Origin of the sequence: Aestuariispira insulae (assembly GCF_003385955.1) — a bacterium.
Lineage (GTDB): Bacteria > Pseudomonadota > Alphaproteobacteria > UBA8366 > Aestuariispiraceae > Aestuariispira > Aestuariispira insulae.
Genome location: NZ_QRDW01000003.1, coordinates 115,732 through 138,379 on the forward strand (window position 1 = coordinate 115,732; position 22,648 = coordinate 138,379).

At 56.5% G+C, this 22,648-nt stretch carries 21 protein-coding genes; 17 read left to right on the forward strand and 4 right to left on the reverse strand.

Annotation, left to right across the window (positions count from 1 at the left end; genetic code table 11):
* Positions 1–7 precede the first annotated feature (7 nt).
* Positions 8–1,372: an ammonium transporter gene (amt, locus tag DFP90_RS09420; protein WP_115936500.1), complete on the forward strand. Its 1,365-nt coding sequence runs from the start codon at positions 8–10 to the stop codon at positions 1,370–1,372.
* A 164-nt stretch (positions 1,373–1,536) separates the two neighbouring features.
* Here the strand turns inward: amt and DFP90_RS09425 are convergent, their stop codons facing one another.
* The gene (locus DFP90_RS09425; protein ID WP_115936220.1) at positions 1,537–1,743 is read right to left on the reverse strand and encodes a hypothetical protein; all 207 of its coding nucleotides are present in this window, start codon (positions 1,741–1,743) and stop codon (positions 1,537–1,539) included.
* Positions 1,725–2,354 (reverse strand): substrate-binding periplasmic protein, encoded by a 630-nt coding sequence (locus tag DFP90_RS09430; protein ID WP_115936221.1) that lies wholly within the window; start codon positions 2,352–2,354, stop codon positions 1,725–1,727. The genes DFP90_RS09425 and DFP90_RS09430 overlap by 19 nt, the downstream gene beginning before the upstream one ends.
* A gap of 170 nt (positions 2,355–2,524) precedes the next feature.
* Here DFP90_RS09430 and DFP90_RS09435 point away from each other — a divergent pair, with 170 nt between their 5' ends.
* The 5 genes from DFP90_RS09435 to xth all read left to right on the forward strand — a co-directional run bounded on the left by DFP90_RS09435 (position 2,525) and on the right by xth (position 8,528).
* On the forward strand, positions 2,525–3,739 hold the full coding sequence (locus tag DFP90_RS09435; RefSeq protein ID WP_115936222.1) for an aminotransferase class I/II-fold pyridoxal phosphate-dependent enzyme: 1,215 nt from the start codon (positions 2,525–2,527) through the stop codon (positions 3,737–3,739).
* Between the two features lie 112 nt (positions 3,740–3,851).
* A complete protein-coding gene (locus tag DFP90_RS09440) occupies positions 3,852–6,239 on the forward strand; it encodes a DNA translocase FtsK (protein ID WP_115936223.1) in 2,388 nt (795 codons plus the stop codon).
* A gap of 13 nt (positions 6,240–6,252) precedes the next feature.
* Entirely contained in the window at positions 6,253–6,906 is a 654-nt protein-coding gene (locus DFP90_RS09445) for a LolA family protein (RefSeq protein WP_181905277.1), read from the forward strand.
* A 15-nt stretch (positions 6,907–6,921) separates the two neighbouring features.
* Positions 6,922–7,686 (forward strand): gamma-glutamyl-gamma-aminobutyrate hydrolase family protein, encoded by a 765-nt coding sequence (locus tag DFP90_RS09450; protein ID WP_115936225.1) that lies wholly within the window; start codon positions 6,922–6,924, stop codon positions 7,684–7,686.
* A gap of 50 nt (positions 7,687–7,736) precedes the next feature.
* Complete coding sequence (xth, locus tag DFP90_RS09455) at positions 7,737–8,528, forward strand: exodeoxyribonuclease III (RefSeq protein WP_115936226.1); 792 nt, start codon at positions 7,737–7,739, stop codon at positions 8,526–8,528.
* Between the two features lie 23 nt (positions 8,529–8,551).
* Here the strand turns inward: xth and DFP90_RS09460 are convergent, their stop codons facing one another.
* Together DFP90_RS09460 and DFP90_RS09465 are read right to left on the reverse strand one after the other, a co-directional pair.
* The gene (locus DFP90_RS09460) at positions 8,552–9,040 is read right to left on the reverse strand and encodes a class I SAM-dependent methyltransferase (RefSeq protein ID WP_115936501.1); all 489 of its coding nucleotides are present in this window, start codon (positions 9,038–9,040) and stop codon (positions 8,552–8,554) included.
* A 38-nt stretch (positions 9,041–9,078) separates the two neighbouring features.
* Entirely contained in the window at positions 9,079–9,540 is a 462-nt protein-coding gene (locus tag DFP90_RS09465; RefSeq protein WP_115936227.1) for a cyclic nucleotide-binding domain-containing protein, read from the reverse strand.
* A gap of 292 nt (positions 9,541–9,832) precedes the next feature.
* On the opposite strand from DFP90_RS09465, the gene DFP90_RS09470 reads away from it, so the two are divergent.
* The 11 genes from DFP90_RS09470 to DFP90_RS09520 all read left to right on the forward strand — a co-directional run bounded on the left by DFP90_RS09470 (position 9,833) and on the right by DFP90_RS09520 (position 22,635).
* Entirely contained in the window at positions 9,833–11,056 is a 1,224-nt protein-coding gene (locus tag DFP90_RS09470) for a glycosyltransferase family protein (RefSeq protein ID WP_245957018.1), read from the forward strand.
* Between the two features lie 35 nt (positions 11,057–11,091).
* A complete protein-coding gene (locus tag DFP90_RS09475; RefSeq protein WP_115936229.1) occupies positions 11,092–12,372 on the forward strand; it encodes a glycosyltransferase family 4 protein in 1,281 nt (426 codons plus the stop codon).
* The gene (locus DFP90_RS09480; RefSeq protein WP_115936230.1) at positions 12,369–13,475 is read left to right on the forward strand and encodes a glycosyltransferase family 4 protein; all 1,107 of its coding nucleotides are present in this window, start codon (positions 12,369–12,371) and stop codon (positions 13,473–13,475) included. The genes DFP90_RS09475 and DFP90_RS09480 overlap by 4 nt, the downstream gene beginning before the upstream one ends.
* A complete protein-coding gene (locus DFP90_RS09485) occupies positions 13,472–14,071 on the forward strand; it encodes a histidine phosphatase family protein (RefSeq protein ID WP_115936231.1) in 600 nt (199 codons plus the stop codon). The genes DFP90_RS09480 and DFP90_RS09485 overlap by 4 nt, the downstream gene beginning before the upstream one ends.
* On the forward strand, positions 14,068–15,222 hold the full coding sequence (locus DFP90_RS09490; protein ID WP_115936232.1) for a glycosyltransferase family protein: 1,155 nt from the start codon (positions 14,068–14,070) through the stop codon (positions 15,220–15,222). Before DFP90_RS09485 ends, DFP90_RS09490 begins: the two co-directional genes overlap by 4 nt.
* On the forward strand, positions 15,223–15,990 hold the full coding sequence (locus tag DFP90_RS09495) for a polysaccharide deacetylase family protein (protein WP_115936233.1): 768 nt from the start codon (positions 15,223–15,225) through the stop codon (positions 15,988–15,990). It begins immediately after the preceding gene.
* The gene (locus DFP90_RS09500; protein WP_115936234.1) at positions 15,987–16,472 is read left to right on the forward strand and encodes a hypothetical protein; all 486 of its coding nucleotides are present in this window, start codon (positions 15,987–15,989) and stop codon (positions 16,470–16,472) included. Before DFP90_RS09495 ends, DFP90_RS09500 begins: the two co-directional genes overlap by 4 nt.
* 85 nt (positions 16,473–16,557) lie before the next feature.
* Positions 16,558–18,504: an ABC transporter ATP-binding protein gene (locus DFP90_RS09505; protein ID WP_245957019.1), complete on the forward strand. Its 1,947-nt coding sequence runs from the start codon at positions 16,558–16,560 to the stop codon at positions 18,502–18,504.
* Complete coding sequence (locus DFP90_RS09510; protein WP_218044631.1) at positions 18,501–20,438, forward strand: ABC transporter substrate-binding protein; 1,938 nt, start codon at positions 18,501–18,503, stop codon at positions 20,436–20,438. The genes DFP90_RS09505 and DFP90_RS09510 overlap by 4 nt, the downstream gene beginning before the upstream one ends.
* Positions 20,438–21,472, forward strand: a complete 1,035-nt coding sequence (locus DFP90_RS09515; RefSeq protein ID WP_115936235.1) for an ABC transporter permease — start codon at positions 20,438–20,440, stop codon at positions 21,470–21,472. Before DFP90_RS09510 ends, DFP90_RS09515 begins: the two co-directional genes overlap by 1 nt.
* Positions 21,469–22,635: an ABC transporter permease gene (locus DFP90_RS09520; RefSeq protein WP_115936236.1), complete on the forward strand. Its 1,167-nt coding sequence runs from the start codon at positions 21,469–21,471 to the stop codon at positions 22,633–22,635. The genes DFP90_RS09515 and DFP90_RS09520 overlap by 4 nt, the downstream gene beginning before the upstream one ends.
* Positions 22,636–22,648 lie beyond the last annotated feature (13 nt).

Below are 22,648 nucleotides of genomic sequence, written 5' to 3' on the forward strand. Positions count from 1 at the left end.
GATGACAATGATCAAAAAACTTTCGAAAAATGCGGGAAAGATCACCGGCCTGGGCGCTGTGCTTGCGTTGGCTTTCTCAGCACCCGCCCATGCCGAAGTTTCCGCTGAAACCGGCTATATCCTCAACACCTTCTCTTTCCTGGTGAATGGCGCGCTGGTCATGTGGATGGCCGCAGGTTTTGCCATGCTTGAATCCGGCCTTGTCCGATCCAAGAACACCGCCACCATCTGTTTGAAAAACATCGCGCTCTATTCCATCGCAGGCTTGATGTTCTATCTCGTCGGCTATGGCCTGATGTATACCGATGTTTCCGGATATATAGGTTCACTGGCCGGTGCCTTCTACAACCCGAGCGACGCCGAATTAGCGCTGCTGGGTGCGGAAGAAGCCACCGCAGAACAGGTCGCAGCCGTGGTCGGGAACGGTTATTCCGTTGCCTCCGACTGGTTCTTCCAGATGGTTTTTGTCGCCACTGCGGCCTCCATCGTGTCCGGTACCCTGGCAGAGCGCATCAAGCTTTGGCCCTTCCTGATCTTCACCATCGTTCTGACCGGCATCATCTATCCGATCCAGGGATCCTGGACCTGGGGTGGCGGCTGGCTCTCCGAAATGGGTTTCTCCGACTTTGCCGGTTCTTCCATCGTCCATAGTGTTGGCGGCTGGGCGGCCCTGGTCGGGGCCATCATCCTGGGTTCCCGCCGGGGCAAATATGGCAAAGACGGCTCCATCCATCCGATGCCGGGTGCCAATCTGCCCCTTGCCACGCTTGGCACCTTCATCCTGTGGCTCGGTTGGTTCGGTTTCAACGGCGGTTCCGTGCTGGCCCTGGACAGTGCCGCCAATGCCACCTGGATGGCGATTGTCTTCACCAATACCAACCTGGCGGCGGCGGCCGGCGTTGTGGTCGCCATGATCCTGACCCAACTGATTTATAAAAAGATCGATCTGACCATGTCACTCAACGGCGCCATCGGCGGTCTGGTTGCCATCACCGCCGGCCCGGATCTGACAAATCACTTTCTGTCGATCATTGTCGGCGGCATTGGCGGCGTTCTGGTTGTGGTCAGTGTGCCGGTGCTGGACAAACTCAAAATCGACGATGTTGTCGGCGCGATCCCGGCGCATTTGGTATGCGGCATCTGGGGCACGCTGGCGGTCGGCATCTTCGGGGCAGGCGACATTGGCACCCAGATCATCGGTATCCTGGCGATCGGCGCCTTTGCCGCCGGCACCAGCACCATCTTGTGGCTGGCCCTCAAATTCACTGTGGGCATCCGTGTCCATGAAGAAGACGAGATGCTGGGCCTGGATAAGGTCGAGCTGGGCATGGAGGCCTATCCCGAATTCGGCAGCGGCTCCCAGACCATCTAAGGAAACCAATTTCCAGAATTTTCAACCTCCTCCAACTAGGGACTTCCGAGACCCGCAACTTGCCCCGGTGCATTGCACCGGGGTCTTTTTTTAGGGGACCTAAGCCTTTGTAAATCCAATGAGAGAGTAGGGGAGGGGAGGGGAGGGGCGGGCAGGCCCCCCTGTCATTCCGCCTCTTTTGGCAGCGGGGGTGCCTGTGCCGCAATACGCCGCCTGGCTTCCTCATATTCCTCTTGGACGATCCTTGAAACCGTGCCGTTACGCCGCAACGCCCCCAGGGTTTCATTGAAACCGTCCACGAGGGCGGCACAGGGATTTTCGGCAGCAAACCCCATGTGGAGCAGCATGATATTCACGTGGTTATGCAACATGGAAAACCGCTGCCGGTAGGTCGGGATTCCATCAAGGGCAACACAGAATAATAGCGGTGCAGCCCGAAATCCGCCCGCCCGACCAGGACCATGCGCATCACATTATCCAGCCCCGGCACTTGATAGACCGTGGCTTCCTTTTCCAGGAACGCGTCCAAAAACTCACCCCAGCTGTTCCCACGGGTGGTGGCAATGGTCAAATTGCGCATATCGTCCCAATTTACATAGCTCAAAGCCGCGTCCCACCTTTTGACCAGAACCACCTCATCCACGGCATAAAACTCTGTGAAACGGATGAAGGTTTCGCGTTTTGACGTTTTGGGCAGCGCCACCAGAAGATCCAGCTCGCCCCCGCGCAAAAGGGCGATATTGCGCTTCAAAGGCCCGGTGAAACGAACATTTAGCTTCACTCCGTTGGCCTCGGCGACCTGCTCTGCGATCCGGATGGAGGCGCCACGCAACTCCCCGCCATCCTGCCAGGACCAGGGCGCGAATTCAGGATTGCCGGAAATGCGCAGGGTCTTGCAACCCGCCATTGGATCGGCATGTGTGACGTCCGGAACTTGCATTCCCAGCAATGCAGCCAACATCATCCCGAAGCGGTAAATCATCTCTCTCCCGCAGTTTGCCGATCTCTGTCCCACCCCCTGACTGCCCGATTATCCAATCCAAGCGTTAAATAATCATCAAGATTAGCCGCTTGCTGAGTGCCATCCCAGCCGCTAACTTAGGCGCCCCGGATTCACCTCTTGTTCCCCTTTCAGACCAGTTATGAAAACCCATGCCACAGTCCGAACTCACGCAGCTTCATGATTATCCCTACCGCCGCCTGGCGGCATTGCTGGGCGATGCCCCGGCGGGAATGGATGTCATCAACACCCATATCGGAGAGCCGCAAAACCCGGCCCCTGCGATGGTTGCTGACACGGTCGCCCAACATGCCGACCTCTGGTCGAAATACCCACCGCTGAAGGGCACAGCCGACTATCGGCAGGCCGTTGCCGATTTTTTGACCCGGCGCTATCGCCTTGATGCGGGATTCATCGATCCCGACAAAAACATCCTGCCGGTGGCCGGGACACGCGAAGCCCTGTTCCAGACGGCCCTGCTGGCCGCCAGTCGCAAGCGCGACCGGCTTGATGCCGGGCAGACACCGATTATCTGCCTGCCCAATCCGCTCTATCATGTTTATTTCGGCGGCGCCCTCATGGCCCATGCGGAGATCATTGCAGTCGATGCCGTTGCCGAGAATAATTTTGTACCGGATTATGAAGCCCTTTCGCCGGAGATTCTGGACCGGATCGCGCTTGTCTATCTGTGCAGCCCCGGCAATCCGACCGGCACGGTTGCCAGCCTGGACCGGCTCAAGGCGATGATCACCGCCGCCAGACGCCATGATTTCATTCTCGCGGTCGACGAATGCTATTCGGAGATCTGGTTCGATACACCGCCCGCCGGCGGCGTGGAGGCCTGTGCGGCGCTCGGCGGCGGACTGGAAAACGTGATTGTGCTCAATTCCCTGTCCAAGCGTTCCTCCGCGCCAGGCCTCCGCTGTGGCTTTGTGGCCGGCGAGGCTGGCCTGATGGAAGATTTCGCCATGCTGCGCGGCTATGGCGGGGTGCAGGTGCCTGGTCCACTGATGGCAGCGGGCACAGCGCTCTGGCAGGATGAACGCCACGCCCAGGAGAACCGCGACCTCTATGCCAATCTTGTCGCGACCGCCGAACGGATCCTTGGCGAATATCCGGGGTTCCAGCGGCCCGAAGCGGCCTTTTTCCTGTGGCTGGATGTTTCCCACGCCGGATTGACCGGCGAAGAAGCCGCCAAGCGATTGTGGGAGGAGCAGGCGCTCAAATGCCTGCCCGGGCGCTATATGTCGCGCCGCAGAGCGGACAATACCAGCCCCGGTGACGCCTTTATCCGGGTGGCGCTGGTGCATGACAATGCTATTGTGGAAGAGGCCTGCCGCCGCATTGCCGCCATATTGGAATTGTAAACGGGCCAAGCCGGAACATTCCGGTCTTTTACGTGAAGCTGGAACGACTATTTTAAGACAGGTTTGGGAATTGGGGCCGAACATTCATTCGGGGTTAGTGTAAAAAAGAGCCATGGCAAAACTGAAGGGTAAAGAAAAAACAAGATTCCTGCCGCAAGGGGTCGCGGAAAACCTGAGAAACCGGGGCCTGGAAGGCATTGGGGTTTTGTTGATTGCCGCAGCCCTGGTCTATGCGGCCAGCCTGATCACCTATCATCCGACCGATCCGTCCTTGAACCGGGCCACCGGTGGCGAGATTGGCAATATTCTGGGCATGAGCGGTGCCATCACCGCCGATCTGATGCTGCAGACGCTGGGCCTGGGCTCGGCGGCCCTGGTGCCGCTGTTGGCGGCATGGGGCTGGCGGTTTGTGGCAGATCATCAGCTCTCTTTGCCCTGGATGCGCCTGGCGCTGGCTCCCCTGGTGCTGCTGGTTTGCAGCATCGCCTTTTCCGGTTTTTCCGTATTCGATTCCTGGCCGCTGGATCCCGGGCTCGGCGGCATTACCGGTGACTTCATCATCGCTTCCCTGGTCCAGAATATTCCCCAGGCATTGCCCTATCACTACGGTCTGGGTTTCGGTTTTTCCGGATTGATCCTGCTGCTTTATGTCATGGGCATTCCGGCACGGGAATGGATCGCTGGCCTGCGCGGTTTGCTGGGGCTGGGCATGCATGCCAAATCCGCCGTCGAGCAGGCCGGCCAGATGCGCCACAAGGTCTCTGACGCGGCCCAGGCAGCTGTGGCGCGGGTCAAGGGCGAGAGGATGGAACCGACCCTGTCTGCGCCTAGCAAACCGCGCGACAAGGTGGTTCAGGAACCGCCAGAGCCGAGACCGGTTAAAAAAGACCGTATCGCCGCGCCGGAAGAAAAACCGAAACCTGGCAAACGGGTGGTCGCGGAAAAACAGATCACGCTCGATCTGCCCGATGATGGCGAATATCACCTGCCGCCGATTGATCTGCTGGACGATTATTCAGACCATCCGTCGAAAGCCAACCATGATACGGAAAGCCTGGAACAAAATGCCCGCCTGCTGGAAGGGGTCCTGGAGGATTTCGGGGTCAAGGGTGAGATCGTCAAGGTGCGGCCAGGGCCTGTTGTCACACTCTATGAACTGGAGCCGGCCCCCGGCACGAAAACCAGCCGTGTGATCGGCTTGTCCGACGATATCGCACGCTCCATGAGTGCCATTTCAGTGCGTATTGCGACAGTACCCGGCCGTTCGGTCATCGGGATTGAAATGCCCAATGCCGACCGCGAGATGGTCCATCTGCGCGAGCTTCTGGCGTCCAGCAAATATGAAAATACCAAGGATAAGCTGCCCATGGTGCTGGGCAAGGATATCGGCGGCGGGCCGGTGATTGCAGACCTGGCGACCATGCCGCATCTGCTGATCGCAGGGACCACCGGTTCGGGCAAATCGGTCGGTTTGAACGCAATGATCCTGTCCCTGCTCTATAAGCTACCGCCGGAGCGTTGTAAATTCATCATGATCGATCCCAAGATGCTGGAACTATCAGTCTATGACGATATCCCGCATTTGCTGGCCCCCGTTGTGACCGACCCGAAAAAGGCGGTTGTCGCCCTGAAATGGACCGTGCGGGAGATGGAAAATCGATATCGCTCCATGTCCAAACTTTCTGTCCGCAACATCGAGGGCTACAACAAGCGGGTGACCGAAGCCGCGAAGAAGGGCGAGACCATCAACCGCCAGGTCCAGACCGGCTTTGACCCGGAAACCGGGGAAGCAATCATCGAGGAGGAACCGCTGGACCTGACCCCACTGCCCTATATCGTAGTGGTGGTCGATGAGATGGCGGACCTGATGCTGGTTGCCGGCAAGGATATCGAAGCCTCGATCCAGCGCCTGGCCCAGATGGCCCGTGCGGCGGGCATCCATATCATTATGGCGACCCAGCGCCCATCGGTCGATGTGATCACCGGTACCATCAAGGCAAACTTCCCGACCCGTATTTCCTTCATGGTGACCTCCAAGGTCGACAGCCGTACCATTCTCGGCGAACAGGGCGCAGAACAGCTGCTGGGCCGTGGTGATATGCTGCATATGGCCGGTGGCGGTCGGGTTGCCCGTGTCCATGGTCCCTTTGTTGATGACGCCGAGGTGGAAGAAGTCTGCAACTTCTTGAAAGCCCAGTCCGCGCCCCAATATCTGGATTCTGTCACGGATGAAGACGACATGTCCGGCGGATTCGAAACCGATATCTCCGGGGCTTCGGCGCCAATTGGCGGCGGTGACAGCGGGGATGCACTCTATGATCAAGCTGTTGCCCTGGTGGCGCGGGAGAAAAAAGCCTCCACCAGTTTCATACAACGACATCTGCAAATCGGTTATAACCGCGCTGCGAGGATCATTGAGCAGATGGAGAAAGAAGGTGTGGTCAGCCCTGCAAACCATGTCGGCAAACGCGAAGTGCTTGTGGCAGACCATAGCAGCTAAAGTGAAGGTTTTTATGAAAAAAACAATTTCGGCGTTGATCGCCACTCTCATGATCGGCGCTGCGTGGACCGGCCCTGCAACGGCAGAAACCGCCAAATCCGCCGTCGATTTGAAAAATCCGGAAGTCGTGGGCACCCTCAATCAGCTGGAAGATTATCTGTCTTCAATCACGACAATCAAATCCCGCTTCATTCAGGCCAATCCCGACGGCTCCTATGTGGAAGGCACCATGTATATGAACCGGCCGGGCAAGGCGCGGTTTGAATATGATGCCCCCGTGCCAATCCTGCTGGTGGCGACCGGCAATTTCTTCATCCATGTGGATAAGGAATTGAAACAGGTTACTCATATTCCGCTTTCCTCCACCCCGGCCTATCTGTTGCTGCGCGAGGATATCAATTTTCAGGACAACCTGGAAATCACCGGGTTTGAGCGGCGTAACGGTTTGATAAGACTCAGCCTGGTGGAACGGGAGAACGAGGATTATGGCGAGGCCAGCCTGATCTTTTCCGAAAGCCCATTGGAGCTCAAACAGTGGACCATTACGGATGCGCAACAGCTCCGAACCACGGTGACATTGATGAATTCCGAAGAAGGGCTGGAACTGGATGAGGATCTGTTCCATTTCCATAATCCCTGGGACGGCATTGGCGTGAATGACAACTGACGGCTGGATGACCCGATGGATGGAGACAGACAACCGCTGATCGGTGTGACCGGCAACAGCCAGGCAACCGACAATGCCATGGCCTATTCTGTCGGGGATAAATACATCCTCTCTGTGATTGAGGCCGCGAATGCGCTGGCGGTGATGATCCCGCCCGTTAGCGACCGTCAGGACGCTGATGCCTTGGTTTCCCGGTTGGATGGGATTGTCTTCACCGGTGCCCCGGCCAATCTGGACCCGGCGCTTTATGGCCAACCAGCCGAAATTGACCAGGATGAATGGGATCCCGCCCGGGACGCCACCAATTTGCCGCTGATCCACGCCGCAATCCGGGCCACGTTACCTATATTCTGCATCTGCCGAGGACATCAGGAACTGAACGTGGCGCTGGGCGGCAGCCTGCATCAAAAGGTTCAGGATCTGCCCGGCAAGCTGGATCACCGGTCCGACAAAACACTGCCCCCGCCAGATCGCTATCGACCCCGCCATCGGATCAAAATTGCCCAGGAGGGCAGGTTGGAGGCGATCACCGGCTATTCCGGCGAGCATCAGGTCAACAGTCTTCATCAACAGGCCATCGACCAACTCGCGGACCGTCTGGCCGTTGAAGCGGTCTCGGAAGACGGCTTGATCGAAGCGGTTTCCCTCCGGGAAGCCGGGTTTTTCAACATTTCCGTCCAATGGCATCCCGAACATCCCGACGCCTTAAGCGACCCGTTCAATAAACGCCTGTTTGAATCCTTTGGCAAAGCCGCCTATAGACATAGTCAAAGCAAATAGGGCTAACCCGCCCCACAAATTTTCTTCTCCGACCCAACAGGGAGTTCTTCATGCGCCTGGTTACCTGGAATATCAATTCCGTGCGTCAACGTTTGCATCTCATCCAGGAATTCACCGACCTCTATAATCCGGATGTCATCTGCCTGCAGGAGACCAAGGCGCAAAACACCGATTTCCCGATCAAGGAAATCCGGGCCATGGGCTATGATCATACCGAAATCCACGGCATGAAAAGCTATAACGGGGTGGCCATCCTGTCCCGGCACAAACTCGACAATCTCCACAGCCACGAATGGGTCGGCAAAAAGGACTGCCGCCATTTATCCGCCACCCTGCCCAACGGGATCGAGGTGCATAATTTTTATGTGCCGGCCGGGGGTGACATCCCGGACCGCACAGTCAATGACAAATTCGACCACAAGCTTGATTTTGTTGATGAAATGGCTAGCTGGTTCCCGGCCAACAAAAAGAACAGCGACCCGATGATCCTAGTGGGCGATTTGAATATCGCGCCCCTGGAAAATGATGTCTGGTCCCATAAGCAACTGTTGAAGATTGTCAGCCATACCCCGATTGAGGTGGAAAAACTGAATAACGCGCAACAGGCATTCGGTTGGGTAGATGCCATGCGACACTTTGTTCCGGATGAGGAACGTTTATATAGCTGGTGGAGCTATCGGGCCCGCGATTGGCGTAAGGCGAATAAGGGACGCCGGCTTGATCATATCTGGGTCACCCCGCCGTTAAAGGAAAAACTGGTTTCCATGGACGTGGTCAAAGACGCCAGAGGCTGGGAAAAGCCTTCCGACCATGCACCTGCAATGATCGAAATAAAAGACTAAGCTTTCCAGTACTATAATATAAGTTATTTAATGTTATACATGAAATATCTGCCGGGTGAGATTCCGTCCGGCAGATCCATTTGGAACGCCTGGTAGCAACGCATTTCCTGGTCACAGACAATCACGGCATCCGGTGCCAGAAACGGCCGCAGCGCTGGTCCCAGCCAATCCGCGAAGGCCCGGTTGCGCTCTTCATCCCCGGTCCCGATATCCGCATGGATCAAAACGGCGCTGCCTTTCAAGCGATCCTCCGCCTGCAGCAGGGTTTCACGCATATCCCCCAGAAACAGATGATCCTGGTCGGGCACACAGTCCGGATGAGCGCGCACCTCACGTTCAAAAACATGAATTTCATGATCCGGCAACCGGTCGCGCAGATGATCAAAGGTGCGCCCGTTGCCAAGCCCCATTTCCAGTATCACGCCCTGTTTGCCTGCCACATTCTCTGCCGCGCAATCCAAACAGGCGCGCTGCGCTTGTAATCGACGGATGACACTGTCCAGTCTGGACATGATACTTCCCCCTTTTGCCCGAATGGGATCCGGCGCCATTACAGCTCTGCGGTTGTTTCACCCATGCAATCCCGCAGCCGCGCGGTTGTATTTTCCAATTTATGAGCCAACTCTCGCAATAGCTCCAGCCCGATCGCCGGAAACTCTTCAATCAAACGGTAGAACAGATCCTTCGAAATGATCAATGCAGACAATTCTTCGCGGGCGGTAACCGTCGCCGTTCTTGGAATATCGCACAACAGGGCAATTTCCCCGACGATTTCATTGGCTCCCAGCAAGTTGACTTCCTGCGGTCCATCCGGGCTTTCCACCGAAACACAGGCGGACCCCTTGATGATGATATAGGCCGCATCCCCCGGATCCCCTTCCCGGAAGAGCACCTGGCCGGGCTCGTAGGTCATGCGTTCGCTGGTGAATGCGATCAGCTTGAGTTTTGAGGGCTCCACTTTGGAGAAAAGTGGAATATTCCTCAACAAATCCACTTCTTTTTGAAGGGTCATGTATCTGGGACTACCTTATACCGTCATGTTCGCGCATTAGCCTGCCAACAGCGCAGGTTCCCTGCAATATGACAGTTTCAGGTAAAGACGCAAGCCACTGTCCATTCTCTCCCGATATATCGGTGGAAGACTGATCAACAGTAATTGATCCGGAAATTTTTTAGTTTCTCCAACAGCCAAAAAGACTTAAAATGCCGCTGCTGTTTTGGATTGGCTGCTTCTTGAAGAGTGATCGCGTTTTCCTGCGATCTGCAATCCCAGCATTGAAGGCAAAGAAATAAGGAAATTCACGGTGGTCACACAGAGAAGGCATATCCGTGTCTTGATGTATAGTCATGACACGTTCGGCCTGGGCCATCTGCGCCGAACCCGTGCCATTGCCCATTCCCTGGTTGAGCAGAATGAGGATCTGTCCGTGCTGATCCTCACCGGTTCACCGATCATCGGCAGTTTTGATTTCCGGTCCCGGGTAGATTTTGTCCGCATTCCCGGCGTGATTAAGCTGAAAGACGGCAATTACACCACGTTGAAATTGAAAATGGCGATCGAGGATACGCTCGCCATGCGGGCCTCCATCATCAAACATACGGCAGAAGCGTTCAATCCGGACCTGTTCATTGTCGATAAAGAACCGCTGGGCTTGCGCGGCGAAGTGCATGACACCCTAATTTCCCTGAAGGAGCGGGGAACACCGCTGGTCCTGGGCCTGCGTGATGTGATGGATGATCCAGACCTTCTGGAACCGGAATGGAAGCGCAAGAATGTCAATCCGGCCCTGCGGGATCTTTATGACCAGATCTGGGTCTATGGTTTGCCCCAGATCTGCGACCCGCTGGAAGGGGTGACCATCTCGGATTCCGCCCGCCGAAAAATGGTCTATACCGGTTATTTGAAGCGACAGCTGCCCGCTACGGCCGATCTTGAATATCAGCCCGGTAAAATCACCCCGCCCTATATCCTGGTGACGCCGGGCGGCGGCGGGGACGGCGACGCCATGGTAGATTGGGTACTGCGCGCCTATGAACATGACCCCAACCTGCCGCATCCGGCGCTGGTGGTATTCGGTCCCTTCATGAAATCCGACCGGCAATCGGAATTCATGACCCGTGTGGATCGCCTGTCCAATGTGGAGGCCATCACCTTTGATGCCCGGATGGAAAGCCTGATGGAACCCGCAGTCGCCGTGGTCGCCATGGGCGGGTACAACACGTTTTGTGAGATCCTGTCTTTTGACAAGCGGGCGCTGATCATTCCGCGCACCCGACCGCGCATGGAACAATTTATCCGTGCCAGCCGGGCCCAGGATCTGGGGCTTGTCACAATGCTGGAAGACCGGTCCGACCGCGATCCGATCATGATGGCCACCGCCTTACGCCAGCTTCCGCAACAACAGCGGCCTTCCGAAGTGGTGGTGCCCGGGCTGATGGATGGTCTCTCCAATGTCAACCGCCTGGCGGAGAACCTGGCGTCCGCCTCCTGCCGTTATCCGCAACGCCTCACCAGTACCGCCGACTGATATCACCCCAAACGCAATCCAGGGTTTAAACCTGCATGTCTGTTGCATTCGTTCTCAAAGGCTATCCCCGCCTGTCCGAAACATTTATCGCCCAGGAAATCCTTGGCCTGGAAAAACGGGGGCTGGATATCCGGATCATTTCCCTGCGCCACCCGACCGACAAGGCGGCGCATACAATCGTTTCCGAGATCCAGGCTCCAGTCAGTTACCTGCCGGAATATCTCCATAACGAGCCGGCCAGGGTGTTGAAAAGCCTGGTAAAAGCAAAAAAACTCAGCGGTTTTTCAAATGCTTGGCACGCTTTTCAACGGGATTTCGCCCGCGACCGGACCCGCAACCGCATCCGCCGGTTCGGCCAGGCCTGCGTGTTGGCGGCGGAATTGCCCGATGATGTGACCCGCCTGCATTTCCATTTCCTACACACACCGGCATCGGTGACGCGCTATGCCGCGATCATGCGCGGCCTTCCCTGGTCCGGATCGGCCCATGCCAAGGATATCTGGACCAGCCCTGATTGGGACTTGCGCGAGAAACTCGCGGAAATGGACTGGCTGGCTACCTGCACCGCCTATGGCGCGGAACATTTGCGCGCCCTTAGCAATGATCCGAAAAAGGTGGATCTAACCTATCACGGCCTTGATTTCAGCCGTTTTTCGGACGTGAAGAAGAGTTATTCGAAAGCCGATGGCAGTGATCCGAACCATCCCGTCCTGCTGCTGTCGGTGGGTCGTGCAGTTGCCAAGAAAGGCTATGATGATCTGCTCGAAGCACTGGCCCTTATCCCAACCGGCCTTTATTGGAGATTTATTCATATCGGTGGCGGAACATTATCCGGAACACTGAAGGAAAAAGCCCGGAAATTGGGAATCGCCAGCAAAATTGAATGGCGCGGCGCCCAGCCGCAGGATGTGGTTCTGGAAAGCCTGCGCGATACCGACCTTTTCGTATTGGCGAGCAAAATTTCCGAAGATGGTGACCGGGACGGCCTGCCGAATGTCTTGATGGAAGCACAAAGCCAGGGCCTGCCCGTTCTTTCCACTGCGGTTTCCGCCATTCCCGAACTGATCCTGCCCGAGGAAACCGGCATCTTGGTCCCGCCCGCTGACAGCGCCAAGCTGAGTGAGCAGCTGGAGCGGTTGATCCGGGACCCAAAATTGCGCAAAACTCTGGGTAAGAATGGGAAAACCCGCGTACGATCGGAATTTGACGCCCATCACTGCCTGGGGGATCTGGTCCGCCGGTTCGGACTTTCCGACCATCAGGATCAAGGAGCTAATACCGATGCGGATGGCGATACGGGAAACAATGCCGCATGAAAATTGCTTTCTATGCGCCGCTGAAAGCCCCGGACCACCCGGTTCCCAGTGGGGACAGACGGATGGCCCGCTTGCTGATGGCCGCATTGGAGAAAGCCGGGTTCGACGTAGAGCTTGTCTGCCGCTTTCGCAGCTTTGATGGCAAGGGCGACGGCGCGAACCAGGAAAAACTGCGCCGGGAGGCTGAAACCGAGGCCGATTGGCTTTGTGACCATGTGGAAGCCGATCTCTGGTTTACCTATCATCTTTATCATAAGGCACCGGACTGGATCGGGCCGGCGGTCTCAAGCAAGCTGGGGATCCCCTATTGGCTGGCCGAAGCCAGTTTTGCCCCCAAACAGCTGAATGGCCCCTGGCATCAGGGGCATCAAGCGGTTGAGGAAGCCATCCGCCAAGCAGACGGGATCTTAGAGCTGAACCCGACGGATCATGGCGGCATCGCGCCATTGCTGAAACCAGAGGCCAAATGCCTATCCGTTAAACCCTTCCTGGATGCAGCACCCTATCTTGCAGCCGCGGCGAACCGGACGAATACCCGGGAACAACTCGCCCGCCGCTTAGGTCTGGACAGCGGCAGGGTTTGGATCGCCACCACCGCCATGATGCGGCCAGGTGATAAATTGCAATCCTATCAGTTGCTTGCAAATTCACTTTCGGCGATAGGCCACCATGATTGGCAATTACTGGTCATCGGCGACGGCCCGGCCCGGGGAGAGGTTGAAAAAGCATTCACCGAAACCGGACGCGTTGCTTTTCTGGGCCTCTGTGAAGAAGGGGAACTGCCGGAAATCCTGTCGGCCTGTGATTTATTCGCCTGGCCGGGCATCAAGGAGGCTTTTGGCCTGGCCATGCTGGAAGCGCAGGCGAGCGGCCTGCCGGTGATCAGCGCCAACCGGCCCGGCATTGCTAATATGATCCTTCAGGGCAAAACCGGGCTGTTGAGCACAGAGGGGGATATAGATGGGTTTTCCACTTCCTTGGCGTGCTTGCTGTCCGACCCGGACCGGCGCCGGGAAATGGCGCAAAACGCCGTGAAAAACATCAAAAAAAGCCATGATATCCAGATTGTGGCAGCGCTGCTGAAGCAGGAGCTGAGCCGATGATCCAATTGCTGGCCATCCGTCACGCCCCCACGGCCTGGAATGCCGAAAAACGCCTGCAGGGCCATACCGATATCCCAATCACGGCCGAGGCCCGCGACTGGGTGAGCCGATGGCAGCTGCCTCGGGATTTTGATGGTTTTGACTGGATCTCCAGCCCGCTTAACCGGTGCCGAGTCACGGCGGAAACCCTGCGTGGCATGCCTGTTGCAGCCGAACAACGCCTGATCGAGATGAGTTTCGGTGAATGGGAAGGCCAAATTCTACCGGATTTGCGGGCAAATCTTGGATCCGAAATGCAAGAGAATGAGGATCGTGGTCTCGATTTCCTGCCTCCCAATGGGGAAAGCCCACGCATGGTACAGACCCGCATTGCCCCTTTGCTGATGGAACTGGCCGCCCGCGGTCAACATACCGTCGCCGTTACCCATTTCGGTGTCATCCGGGCGCTAATGGCGCGGGCATATGATTGGCCGATGCTGGGAAAACCGCCGGTCAAACTGCGCCAGGGCTGTGCCCATCTCTTTGAACTGGATGAAACCGGTCATCCGTCCGCTGTAGCCATGAACATCCCGCTGACGGAAGAGGAAGCACCATGACCAGGCCGTACCGGCTTTTTTTCCATGTCCAGCATCTTCTGGGCATAGGGCATCAGATGCGGGCGGCCGCCATCGCACGGGCTTGTGCGGCGGCAGGGATCGAGGTTCATTATGCCACCGGTGGTTTTGAAGACAGGGACTGGGATCTGGGTAGTGCCGAGGTGCATCAATTGCCACCGGTCCGCGTCCGAAACCGGGATTTTTCCCAGTTGGAAGACGATACCGGCCAATTGGTTGATGACCAATGGTGGGACCGGCGCGGAGCCTTCACCCTGGATCTTTTCAAACGGCTGAAACCAGATTTTCTGCTGCTGGAGGGGTATCCTTTTGCCCGGCGCAAATTTGGCCGCGAGCTTCTGCCAGTCATGGCGCTGGCCCGCTCAGTGGGCATTCCAGTGGCCAGTTCGATCCGGGATATCCTGGTGCCACCGTCCAAGGATCAAAAACGCCTAAAAGCCTTGGAAATCGCCGATTCCATGCTGGATCTGATGCTGGTTCACGGAGATCCGGCCTTCACCCCCCTGGAGGCCAGCCTGCCCGGTGTGGAGGCACTATCCCAAAAAATCCGCTATACCGGTTATGTGGATGGCGGGGACGGATCCGTTCAGGCTTCCGACCATCGGCAGGGAATTGTGGTTTCCGTCGGCGGCGGGGCCGTTGGGGAGCATTTACTGCGCCAAACCGTTCAGGCCGCTCGGCAGATCAACGATCCGGATCTTCACTGGCGTTTCCTGGCCGGGCCAAACCTACCCCTTGCCGTCCAGCAGGCTTTGCAGGAAGAAATCTCTGGATTGAATGCCACACTCGAACCGGCCAGGCCTGATTTCCGCGCCCTGCTGGCCAAAGCCCGTTTGTCCATCAGCCAGGCCGGTTATAATACGGTGATGGATATCCTGGCGGCCGGATGCCCGGCACTCCTGGTGCCCTTCAGCACAGATGGAGAAAGCGAGCAGCCGATGCGCGCAAATCTGTTGGCCAAAAGCGGATATGCCCGGGTCGTTGATGAAGAGACGGCCGATACCGGACAAATGACCAGCACCATCAAAGCCATGTTGGCATCACGAGAAAAAACCCCACCCCCCCCGTTTTCACTGGATGGCGCCGAAAAAACAGCCGATATCCTGCTGGCAGTAATGAGAAGGAAGGGTTGAATGTCGATCTGGGATGAATTGGGCCAGGAATTGGATCTCTGGCAGGATATCGGGCTGGTGGCGGAATTCTGGTGGCGCGATGACGACGCGATTGCAGCAACCGATGCCCTGGAACAGCTTCTGGCAAGCGCCGGTGAAACACCGATCAATATCGCGGTGATCCCGAAATTCGCCGAAAGCGGCCTGTCACAGCGGCTACAAAAAGAAAAAAATGTTACGATATCGCAACATGGATGGCAGCATGTTAATCATGCCCCCAAAGGTCACAAAAAGGCGGAGTTTAAGGAAGGTCGGCATAAAACCTTGCAATCAAAGGATATTATCCAGGGGCACCAACGGTTGACCCAACTGTTTGATCAGCAATTCCTGCCGGTATTTGTCCCGCCATGGAACCGAATAGATGCCAGTGGTGCCGAAGCTCTGGCAGAAGCAGGGATCAAACTGCTCTCGACCTTCAATGCCCGCAGCGGCCGGGAGCCCGATATCGCGCGCTTGAACACCCATATGGATATTATCGATTGGCGCGGCAGCCGCGGCTTTGCCGGCGATGATTTCGTTCTTGCCCAGGCATTGACCCATCTCAAAGACCGGCGCTTGCAAAACCGGATAGACCCGGCAGAGCCGACCGGCCTCTTGAGCCATCACTTAGTCCATGATCCGGGATGCTGGTATTTTTTAAATAAATTCAATAATTTCATACGAAAACATCCGGCCGCCTGCTGGATTGGCGCTGATACAGAATTGAACCGCCGGGAGCAGACTTCGTGACCGAAAACCTGCATTATTCAAAAAAATCGATCCAATTGGATTTCCTGCGTGCCGGTGCCGGTTTGGCCTGTACTTTGCTGCCGCTGGCTCTGGTTGGCCCGCTGGTTTGGGTCGGCTGGATCTGTGCCGCGCTGGCATTTATCTTCGCACTATACGGCGTCAGAACCTATTATCGCGCCCGCACCGTTGCCCGTCTGGAACAGGACGGCCTTTATTGGCGCGATTGGCGCGAAAAACAGATCCTCTGGGAAAAGCTGAATAAGCTGAAACTGCGCTATTATTCAACCCAAAGAAATCGTGAGAATGGCTGGTTTCAGTTGCAATTGGAAACAGATAGCGAAAGAATTAAACTCGATACAAATCTGGAAGAGTTCGACCGGATTCTGGCGACAGCCTTTCGCGCTGCTCAGGGTCACAAACTTTCACTGGATACAGCGACACGGGAAAACCTGATCGCCCTGAACCTGATGGAGCGGGCGTGACGGTTCGGGAATAGACCGAAAATGGTTCGATCCGGCAGCCGCAGGGGATAATTCGGCACCGGATCCAAGGGAAACGGGGAACGTTATGATGGATGCCGACCGGGAAAAGAACCGGGTGGGGGAAAACCGTGCCGATGCGCCGGATCTTTTATCGATCCGCGATTTACGCATCAGTTTCCATTTGCCCGAAGGTACCATCCAGGCGGTCAAAGGTATCAATTTCCGTATCCCGCCCGGCAAGACCGTCGCCTTGGTCGGGGAATCCGGCTCCGGTAAATCCGTTGTCAGCCAGGCCATCATGGGCATTCTGCCAAAAACCGCAAAGATCGACGGCGGGAAAATAGATTTTTGTGATGAAGCCGCTCTGGCCGCCGGCGCACCAGTGGATATCGCCAAACTGAACCGCAACAGCGCGAATATGCGGAAAATCCGCGGCGGCCGCATCTCCATCATCTTTCAGGAACCCATGACGTCGCTCTCCCCGCTTCACACAGTGGGGGACCAGATCATTGAAGCGCTGGAGCTGCACCGGTCGGAACGGGGCAAGGCGTCCGAAAAACTGGCCCAGGACATGCTGGCCATGGTTGGTTTTCCTGATCCGGAACGGGCCTTGAAGACCTATCCGTTTGAATTGTCCGGCGGTCTGCGCCAACGCGCTATGATCGCCATGGCCCTGGTGTGCCGTCCGGCCCTCTTGATCGCCGATGAACCGACCACCGCGCTGGATGTAACCATCCAGGCCCAGATCCTGAAACTGATCCGGGATCTTCAGGAAGAATTGGGCATGGCGGTTTTGATCATCACCCATGATTTGGGCGTTGTCGCCAATGTGGCTGACGAAATTGTCGTGATGTATCACGGTGAAATTATGGAAGCAGGCACAAAAGAAGATATCTTCAACAACCCCCAGCATCCTTATCTGAAAGCGCTTTTGAAGGCCGTGCCGCGCTTTGACATGGAACCGGGCGAGCGCCTGGTACCGATCCGGGAGATCAAATCCAAGACCGGCCATTTGTTGAAGATGCGGGACGCCGTGCCGATCGTCAGCGATTATGATGCGCCAATCCTGAAGGTTGAGGGCCTCACCAAGACCTATACCATCAAGAAAGGCGGTTTCTTAGGCGCGAAGAAACGCAACCAGGTCCGGGCAGTCGATCATGTGAGTTTTGAGATCCCGCGTGGCAAATGCCTGGGCCTGGTCGGGGAAAGCGGCTGCGGCAAAACCACCCTGTCCAAGATCCTGATGCGCGCGCTCAGCCCGGATGAAGGCACCGTCACCTTTCATGATGGCGGCGTGGATCTGGATGTTCTCTCCCTCAGCAGGGATGCGTTGATTCCGTTCCGGCGCAAAATGCAATTCATTTTTCAAGACCCGTTTTCATCCCTCAACCCGCGCATGACGGTGTTTGACATCATCACCGAACCCCTGGTGATCCACAAAGTCGGTGATCGGACGGAACAGCGGGAGATGGCTGCGGAACTCATGGAACTGGTCGGGTTGGATGTGCGCCATCTCAACCGTTATCCACACAGTTTCTCCGGCGGCCAGCGCCAGCGGATCGGCATTGCCCGTGCGCTCGCGCTGAAACCGGAATTGCTGATCTGTGACGAACCGGTCTCCGCGCTGGATGTTTCAATCCAAGCGCAAATCCTGAACCTACTCAAGGATTTGCAGGCCAAGCTGGGCCTTTCCTATCTGTTCATCAGCCATAATCTGGCCGTGGTGGATTATATCGCCGATGATATCGCGGTCATGTGCCGCGGTCGGTTGGTGGAGCATGCGCCGCGTGAACTGCTGTTCCGCAACCCCATGCACCCCTATACCAAGGGGTTGCTGGCAGCGGTGCCGGAACCCAGTCTGGACAAGCCCCTCGATTTTGCCCATCTCATGAATGAAAAAGCATCGATTCCGGACCAATGGCCAGCCCCTTTCACGGATCTGGGTGATGGACAAAACCGAATGGTGGATATGGGCAACGGCCATTTCGTCCGTGTACAGCCCGAGGCAGCCAGTGGAGCATTGGTGGCATGAATCAGGCAATCACCCCACTCCGGACCGCCATGGCCATCGTGGCTTTTGCCACTATTGTCATCCTGACAGTATCTCAATCCCCGGCCCAGAATTTTGTCAGCCCGCCCTTCCTCAGCGACCGGGAGGCTGACGGCCAACTGCCGTCAGTGGAAAACCGGCTGCCGGAAAATCCGATGGTTCTGAATGTCAGGGCAATGGGTCTGATCCCCGGCCGACATGGCGGCACCTTGCGCATGGCCATGCAAAAAAGCAAAGACACCCGGCAAATGGTTGTCTACGGCTATGCCCGCTTGGTGAAATATGACCGCCATTTCAATATTATTCCGGATATTCTTGAATCCGTAGATGAAGAAAATGGCCGAATATTCACCCTGCATCTGCGCAAAGGCCATAAATGGTCCGATGGCCATCCTTTCACCGCTGAGGATTTTCGCTACTGGTGGGACGATATCGCCAATAACAAAGAACTCTATCCGGCCGGACCGCCAGCCCGGCTGAAAATCAGTGGCAAATTCCCCAAAGTCGAAATCCTGGATGATCATACCGTCCGCTATAGCTGGCCAAGCGCCAATCCGACCTTCCTGCCGTCCCTGGCCCAGGCCAGCCCGCTTTATATCTATGCGCCCGCCCATTATCTGCGGCAGTTTCACGCGAACCATACCGATGAAACCGTGCTGAATGCCCTTGTGAAAGAGGACGGCTCAAAGAGTTGGGCCTCACTTCATAACAAAGTTTCCAAAAGTTACAAAAACAGCAATCCGGATCTGCCAAGCCTACAGCCCTGGGTGTTGGCCGGCGATTCCGACGGCCAGCGGTTTGAGTTTCTACGCAATGCCTATTTCCACCGCATTGACGAAAACCGGCGTCAATTGCCCTATATTGATCGCTGGATCTTCTCCATGACCGAGAAGAAACTGATCCCGCTGAAGGCCGCCACAGGCGAGATTGATCTTCAGAGCCGGAACCTGAAATTCGAGGACATTTCGCTTCTGAAACAAAATGAAGATCAATATGGTTTCTCCACAAGGCTGTGGCGCACGGGAAAGGGCGCACATATGGCGCTGTTTCCCAATCTCAACCATGCCGATGAAAACTGGCGCAAGATCTTACGCGATGTCCGGTTCCGCCGCGCACTCAGCCTGGCGATCAACCGCTATGAGATCAACCGGGTGATCTATTTCGGTCTGGCCGTTGAAGGCCAGAACACATTGCTGCCGGCCAGTCCGCTCTACAAACCCGAATATCGCAAACGCTGGACCCATTTCGACCTGAAACAGGCCAATGAGTTGCTGGATGAGATGGGTTTGCGTGAACGCGACGGTCGCGGCGTGCGTCTGATGCCCAATGGCGAGCCTCTTGAGATCATTGTGGAAACAGCCGATGCCGGCACCGAACAGCCCGATGTCCTGCAATTGATCGCCGACAGCTGGCTAGATGCCGGCATCAAACTGCATATCAAACCGACTTCCCATGATGTGCTGATCCCAAGGATTTATTCAGGCCAGACGCTCATGACCATCTCGTCGGGCTGGGAAAATGGGTTGGCGACCGCCGATATGGCACCCCGGGACCTGGCACCGGTCACCCAGGATCACTATCAGTGGCCCAAATGGGGCCAATATATTGAAACCGGCGGAAAATCCGGTCAGGAGGTTGACCTGCCCGCCGGTGAGGAACTGCTCCGGCTTTATCGCCGATGGTTCCAGGCGGACCAGCGCGCCGAACGGGTCGCCATCTGGGAGCGGATGCTGGATATCCAAACCGATAATGTCTTTACCATCGGCATTGTTGCCGGAATCCTGCAGCCCGTGGTGGTCCGGGACGGTTTAATCAATGTACCCGAGGAAGGCATGTGGAATTGGGATCCGGGCGCGCATTTCGGGGTCTATGACACCGATCTTTTCTGGTTTGAAAATGGGGCAGATCGCAGCTGATGTTTGGTTATATTGTCCACCGCCTGTTCGTGATGATCCCGACCCTGCTCGTGATCAGCGCCCTGGTTTTCATCATCATCCAGTTGCCGCCGGGTGATTATCTGACCACCATGATCAATGAATTACGCGCTCAGGGCGAAGCAGGACAGGATAAAATAGCCTTTCTGCGCAAAGAATACGGCCTGGACCAGCCCATGGTGGTGCAATATCTGACCTGGGTCGGGTTATGGCCGACAGAAGTGAATGGTGAATATGTCTTCAACGGCATGCTGCAAGGTTATTTCGGTTACAGTTTTGCCGAAGATAAACCAGTCGCAGACGTCATTGGTGAACGGATGTTCCTGACCTTCGTGTTGAACTTCTTTACCATCCTGTTCATTTACATTGTCGCCTTTCCGATCGGCGTCTATTCCGCCGTCCGGCAATATTCAGTCGGGGATTACGGCCTGACCTTTATCGGTTATCTGGGCCTGGCAACCCCCAACTTCCTGTTGGCGCTGATCCTGCTTTATGTGGCAAAATCGCAGTTTGGTGTGGATGTGGGTGGATTGATGGATGAAGAATATATCGGTCAGCCCTGGTCCATTGGCAAAGCGGTTTCGGTGCTCGAACATCTGATCGTGCCCGTGATTGTGATCGGAACATCCGGCACGGCCGCCATGATCCGACGGTTGCGGGCCAATCTGCTCGATGAATTGCACAAGCAATATGTCATCACTGCCAAAGCCAAGGGCCTGCCGCCGGGCAAGGCGCTCCGGAAATACCCTTTGCGCATGTCGCTCAACCCCTTCATTGCCGATATCGGCAACCTGATCCCCGATGTGGTTTCCGGCTCGGCCATTGTCTCAGTCGTGCTGGGTCTGCCGACCACCGGCCCGATGCTGCTGAATTCATTGATTAACCAGGATATCTACCTGGCCGGCAGCTTCCTTATGTTCGTCGCCTTCCTAACTGTGGTCGGGATGCTGGTTTCCGATCTGGCGCTGGCTTTGCTGGATCCCAGGATCCGGCTGGGAGCGGAGGCGTCGAAATGAGCAAGCTGGACCATTACGTCAATAAGGCCCCGTTTGATCCCCATCGCGCAGTTGTGCTGACGCCGGAGCAGGAACGCTATTACATGGCGTCGCAATGGCGGCTGATGTGGTGGAAGCTGAAGCGCCATCGGCTCGGCCTGGCCAGCGGCATCATCCTGGTCCTGGTTTATTTTTCGCTGCTGATCTCGGAATTTCTCAACCCCTATAACCCGTCCCACCGCCATACGGACTATCTCTATATGCCGCCGCAAAGCGTGCATCTGTTCCATGAGGGCGAGTTTATCGGCCCCTTTGTCTATGGCATCACGGTGGATCGCGACCTGACCCGTATGCAATGGGTCTATGGCGAAGATAAAACCGATATCCAGCCGATCCGCTTTTTCTGTTCAGCCGGTGACTATGCCGGGGCGGAGTATGAATTCTGGGGGCTGATCCCGGGCGACACCCATCTTTTCTGCCCGGCCGAGGGCGGCCAACTGTTCCTGGCCGGAACCGACCGATTGGGCCGGGATATGCTGTCCCGCATGGGTTATGGCGGGCGTATTTCGCTGACTGTGGGCCTGGTCGGTGTGATCATCTCCTTCGCGCTCGGCATATTCTTTGGCGGGATCGCCGGATATTATGGTGGGTTTGTCGATGGTTTCATCCAGCGCATGATCGAGATTATCCGCTCCTTCCCGCATCTGCCCTTGTGGATGGCCCTGTCCGCCGCTTTGCCGGTGACCTGGAGCCCGATCTGGGTATTTTTCGGCCTAACCGTGATCCTGGGCATGCTGGACTGGCCGGGACTGGCCCGGGCGGTCCGCTCGAAACTGCTGAGCCTGCGGGAAGAGGATTTTGCCGTTGCCGCCGAATTGATGGGGGCCAGGCCCAAACGCATCATCATGCGCCATCTGATGCCAAGCTTCATGAGCCATCTGATCGCCTCGGCCAGCCTGTCGGTTCCGGCCATGATCCTGGGCGAAACCGCGCTCAGCTTCCTAGGTCTTGGCCTGCGTCCGCCCGTGGTCAGCTGGGGGGTGATGATGAATGAGGCGCAGAATATCAATGTGGTGGATCTGTATCCCTGGCTGATCCTACCCATGTTCTCGGTGATCCTGGTGGTGCTGGCCTTCAATTTCCTCGGCGATGGTCTCCGGGATGCGGCGGATCCTTACAAATAGATTGGCCGCCGCA

Bases quoted from the DNA above. Each gene is read 5' to 3' on its own strand.
- amt (WP_115936500.1), top strand. From the start codon at position 8: ATGATCAAAAAACTTTCGAAAAATGCGGGAAAGATCACCGGCCTGGGC.
- DFP90_RS09425 (WP_115936220.1), bottom strand. From the start codon at position 1,743: ATGTTGCATAACCACGTGAATATCATGCTGCTCCACATGGGGTTTGCT.
- DFP90_RS09430 (WP_115936221.1), bottom strand. From the start codon at position 2,354: ATGATTTACCGCTTCGGGATGATGTTGGCTGCATTGCTGGGAATGCAA.
- DFP90_RS09435 (WP_115936222.1), top strand. From the start codon at position 2,525: ATGCCACAGTCCGAACTCACGCAGCTTCATGATTATCCCTACCGCCGC.
- DFP90_RS09440 (WP_115936223.1), top strand. From the start codon at position 3,852: ATGGCAAAACTGAAGGGTAAAGAAAAAACAAGATTCCTGCCGCAAGGG.
- DFP90_RS09445 (WP_181905277.1), top strand. From the start codon at position 6,253: ATGAAAAAAACAATTTCGGCGTTGATCGCCACTCTCATGATCGGCGCT.
- DFP90_RS09450 (WP_115936225.1), top strand. From the start codon at position 6,922: ATGGATGGAGACAGACAACCGCTGATCGGTGTGACCGGCAACAGCCAG.
- xth (WP_115936226.1), top strand. From the start codon at position 7,737: ATGCGCCTGGTTACCTGGAATATCAATTCCGTGCGTCAACGTTTGCAT.
- DFP90_RS09460 (WP_115936501.1), bottom strand. From the start codon at position 9,040: ATGTCCAGACTGGACAGTGTCATCCGTCGATTACAAGCGCAGCGCGCC.
- DFP90_RS09465 (WP_115936227.1), bottom strand. From the start codon at position 9,540: ATGACCCTTCAAAAAGAAGTGGATTTGTTGAGGAATATTCCACTTTTC.
- DFP90_RS09475 (WP_115936229.1), top strand. From the start codon at position 11,092: ATGTCTGTTGCATTCGTTCTCAAAGGCTATCCCCGCCTGTCCGAAACA.
- DFP90_RS09480 (WP_115936230.1), top strand. From the start codon at position 12,369: ATGAAAATTGCTTTCTATGCGCCGCTGAAAGCCCCGGACCACCCGGTT.
- DFP90_RS09485 (WP_115936231.1), top strand. From the start codon at position 13,472: ATGATCCAATTGCTGGCCATCCGTCACGCCCCCACGGCCTGGAATGCC.
- DFP90_RS09490 (WP_115936232.1), top strand. From the start codon at position 14,068: ATGACCAGGCCGTACCGGCTTTTTTTCCATGTCCAGCATCTTCTGGGC.
- DFP90_RS09495 (WP_115936233.1), top strand. From the start codon at position 15,223: ATGTCGATCTGGGATGAATTGGGCCAGGAATTGGATCTCTGGCAGGAT.
- DFP90_RS09505 (WP_245957019.1), top strand. From the start codon at position 16,558: ATGATGGATGCCGACCGGGAAAAGAACCGGGTGGGGGAAAACCGTGCC.
- DFP90_RS09510 (WP_218044631.1), top strand. From the start codon at position 18,501: ATGAATCAGGCAATCACCCCACTCCGGACCGCCATGGCCATCGTGGCT.
- DFP90_RS09515 (WP_115936235.1), top strand. From the start codon at position 20,438: ATGTTTGGTTATATTGTCCACCGCCTGTTCGTGATGATCCCGACCCTG.
- DFP90_RS09520 (WP_115936236.1), top strand. From the start codon at position 21,469: ATGAGCAAGCTGGACCATTACGTCAATAAGGCCCCGTTTGATCCCCAT.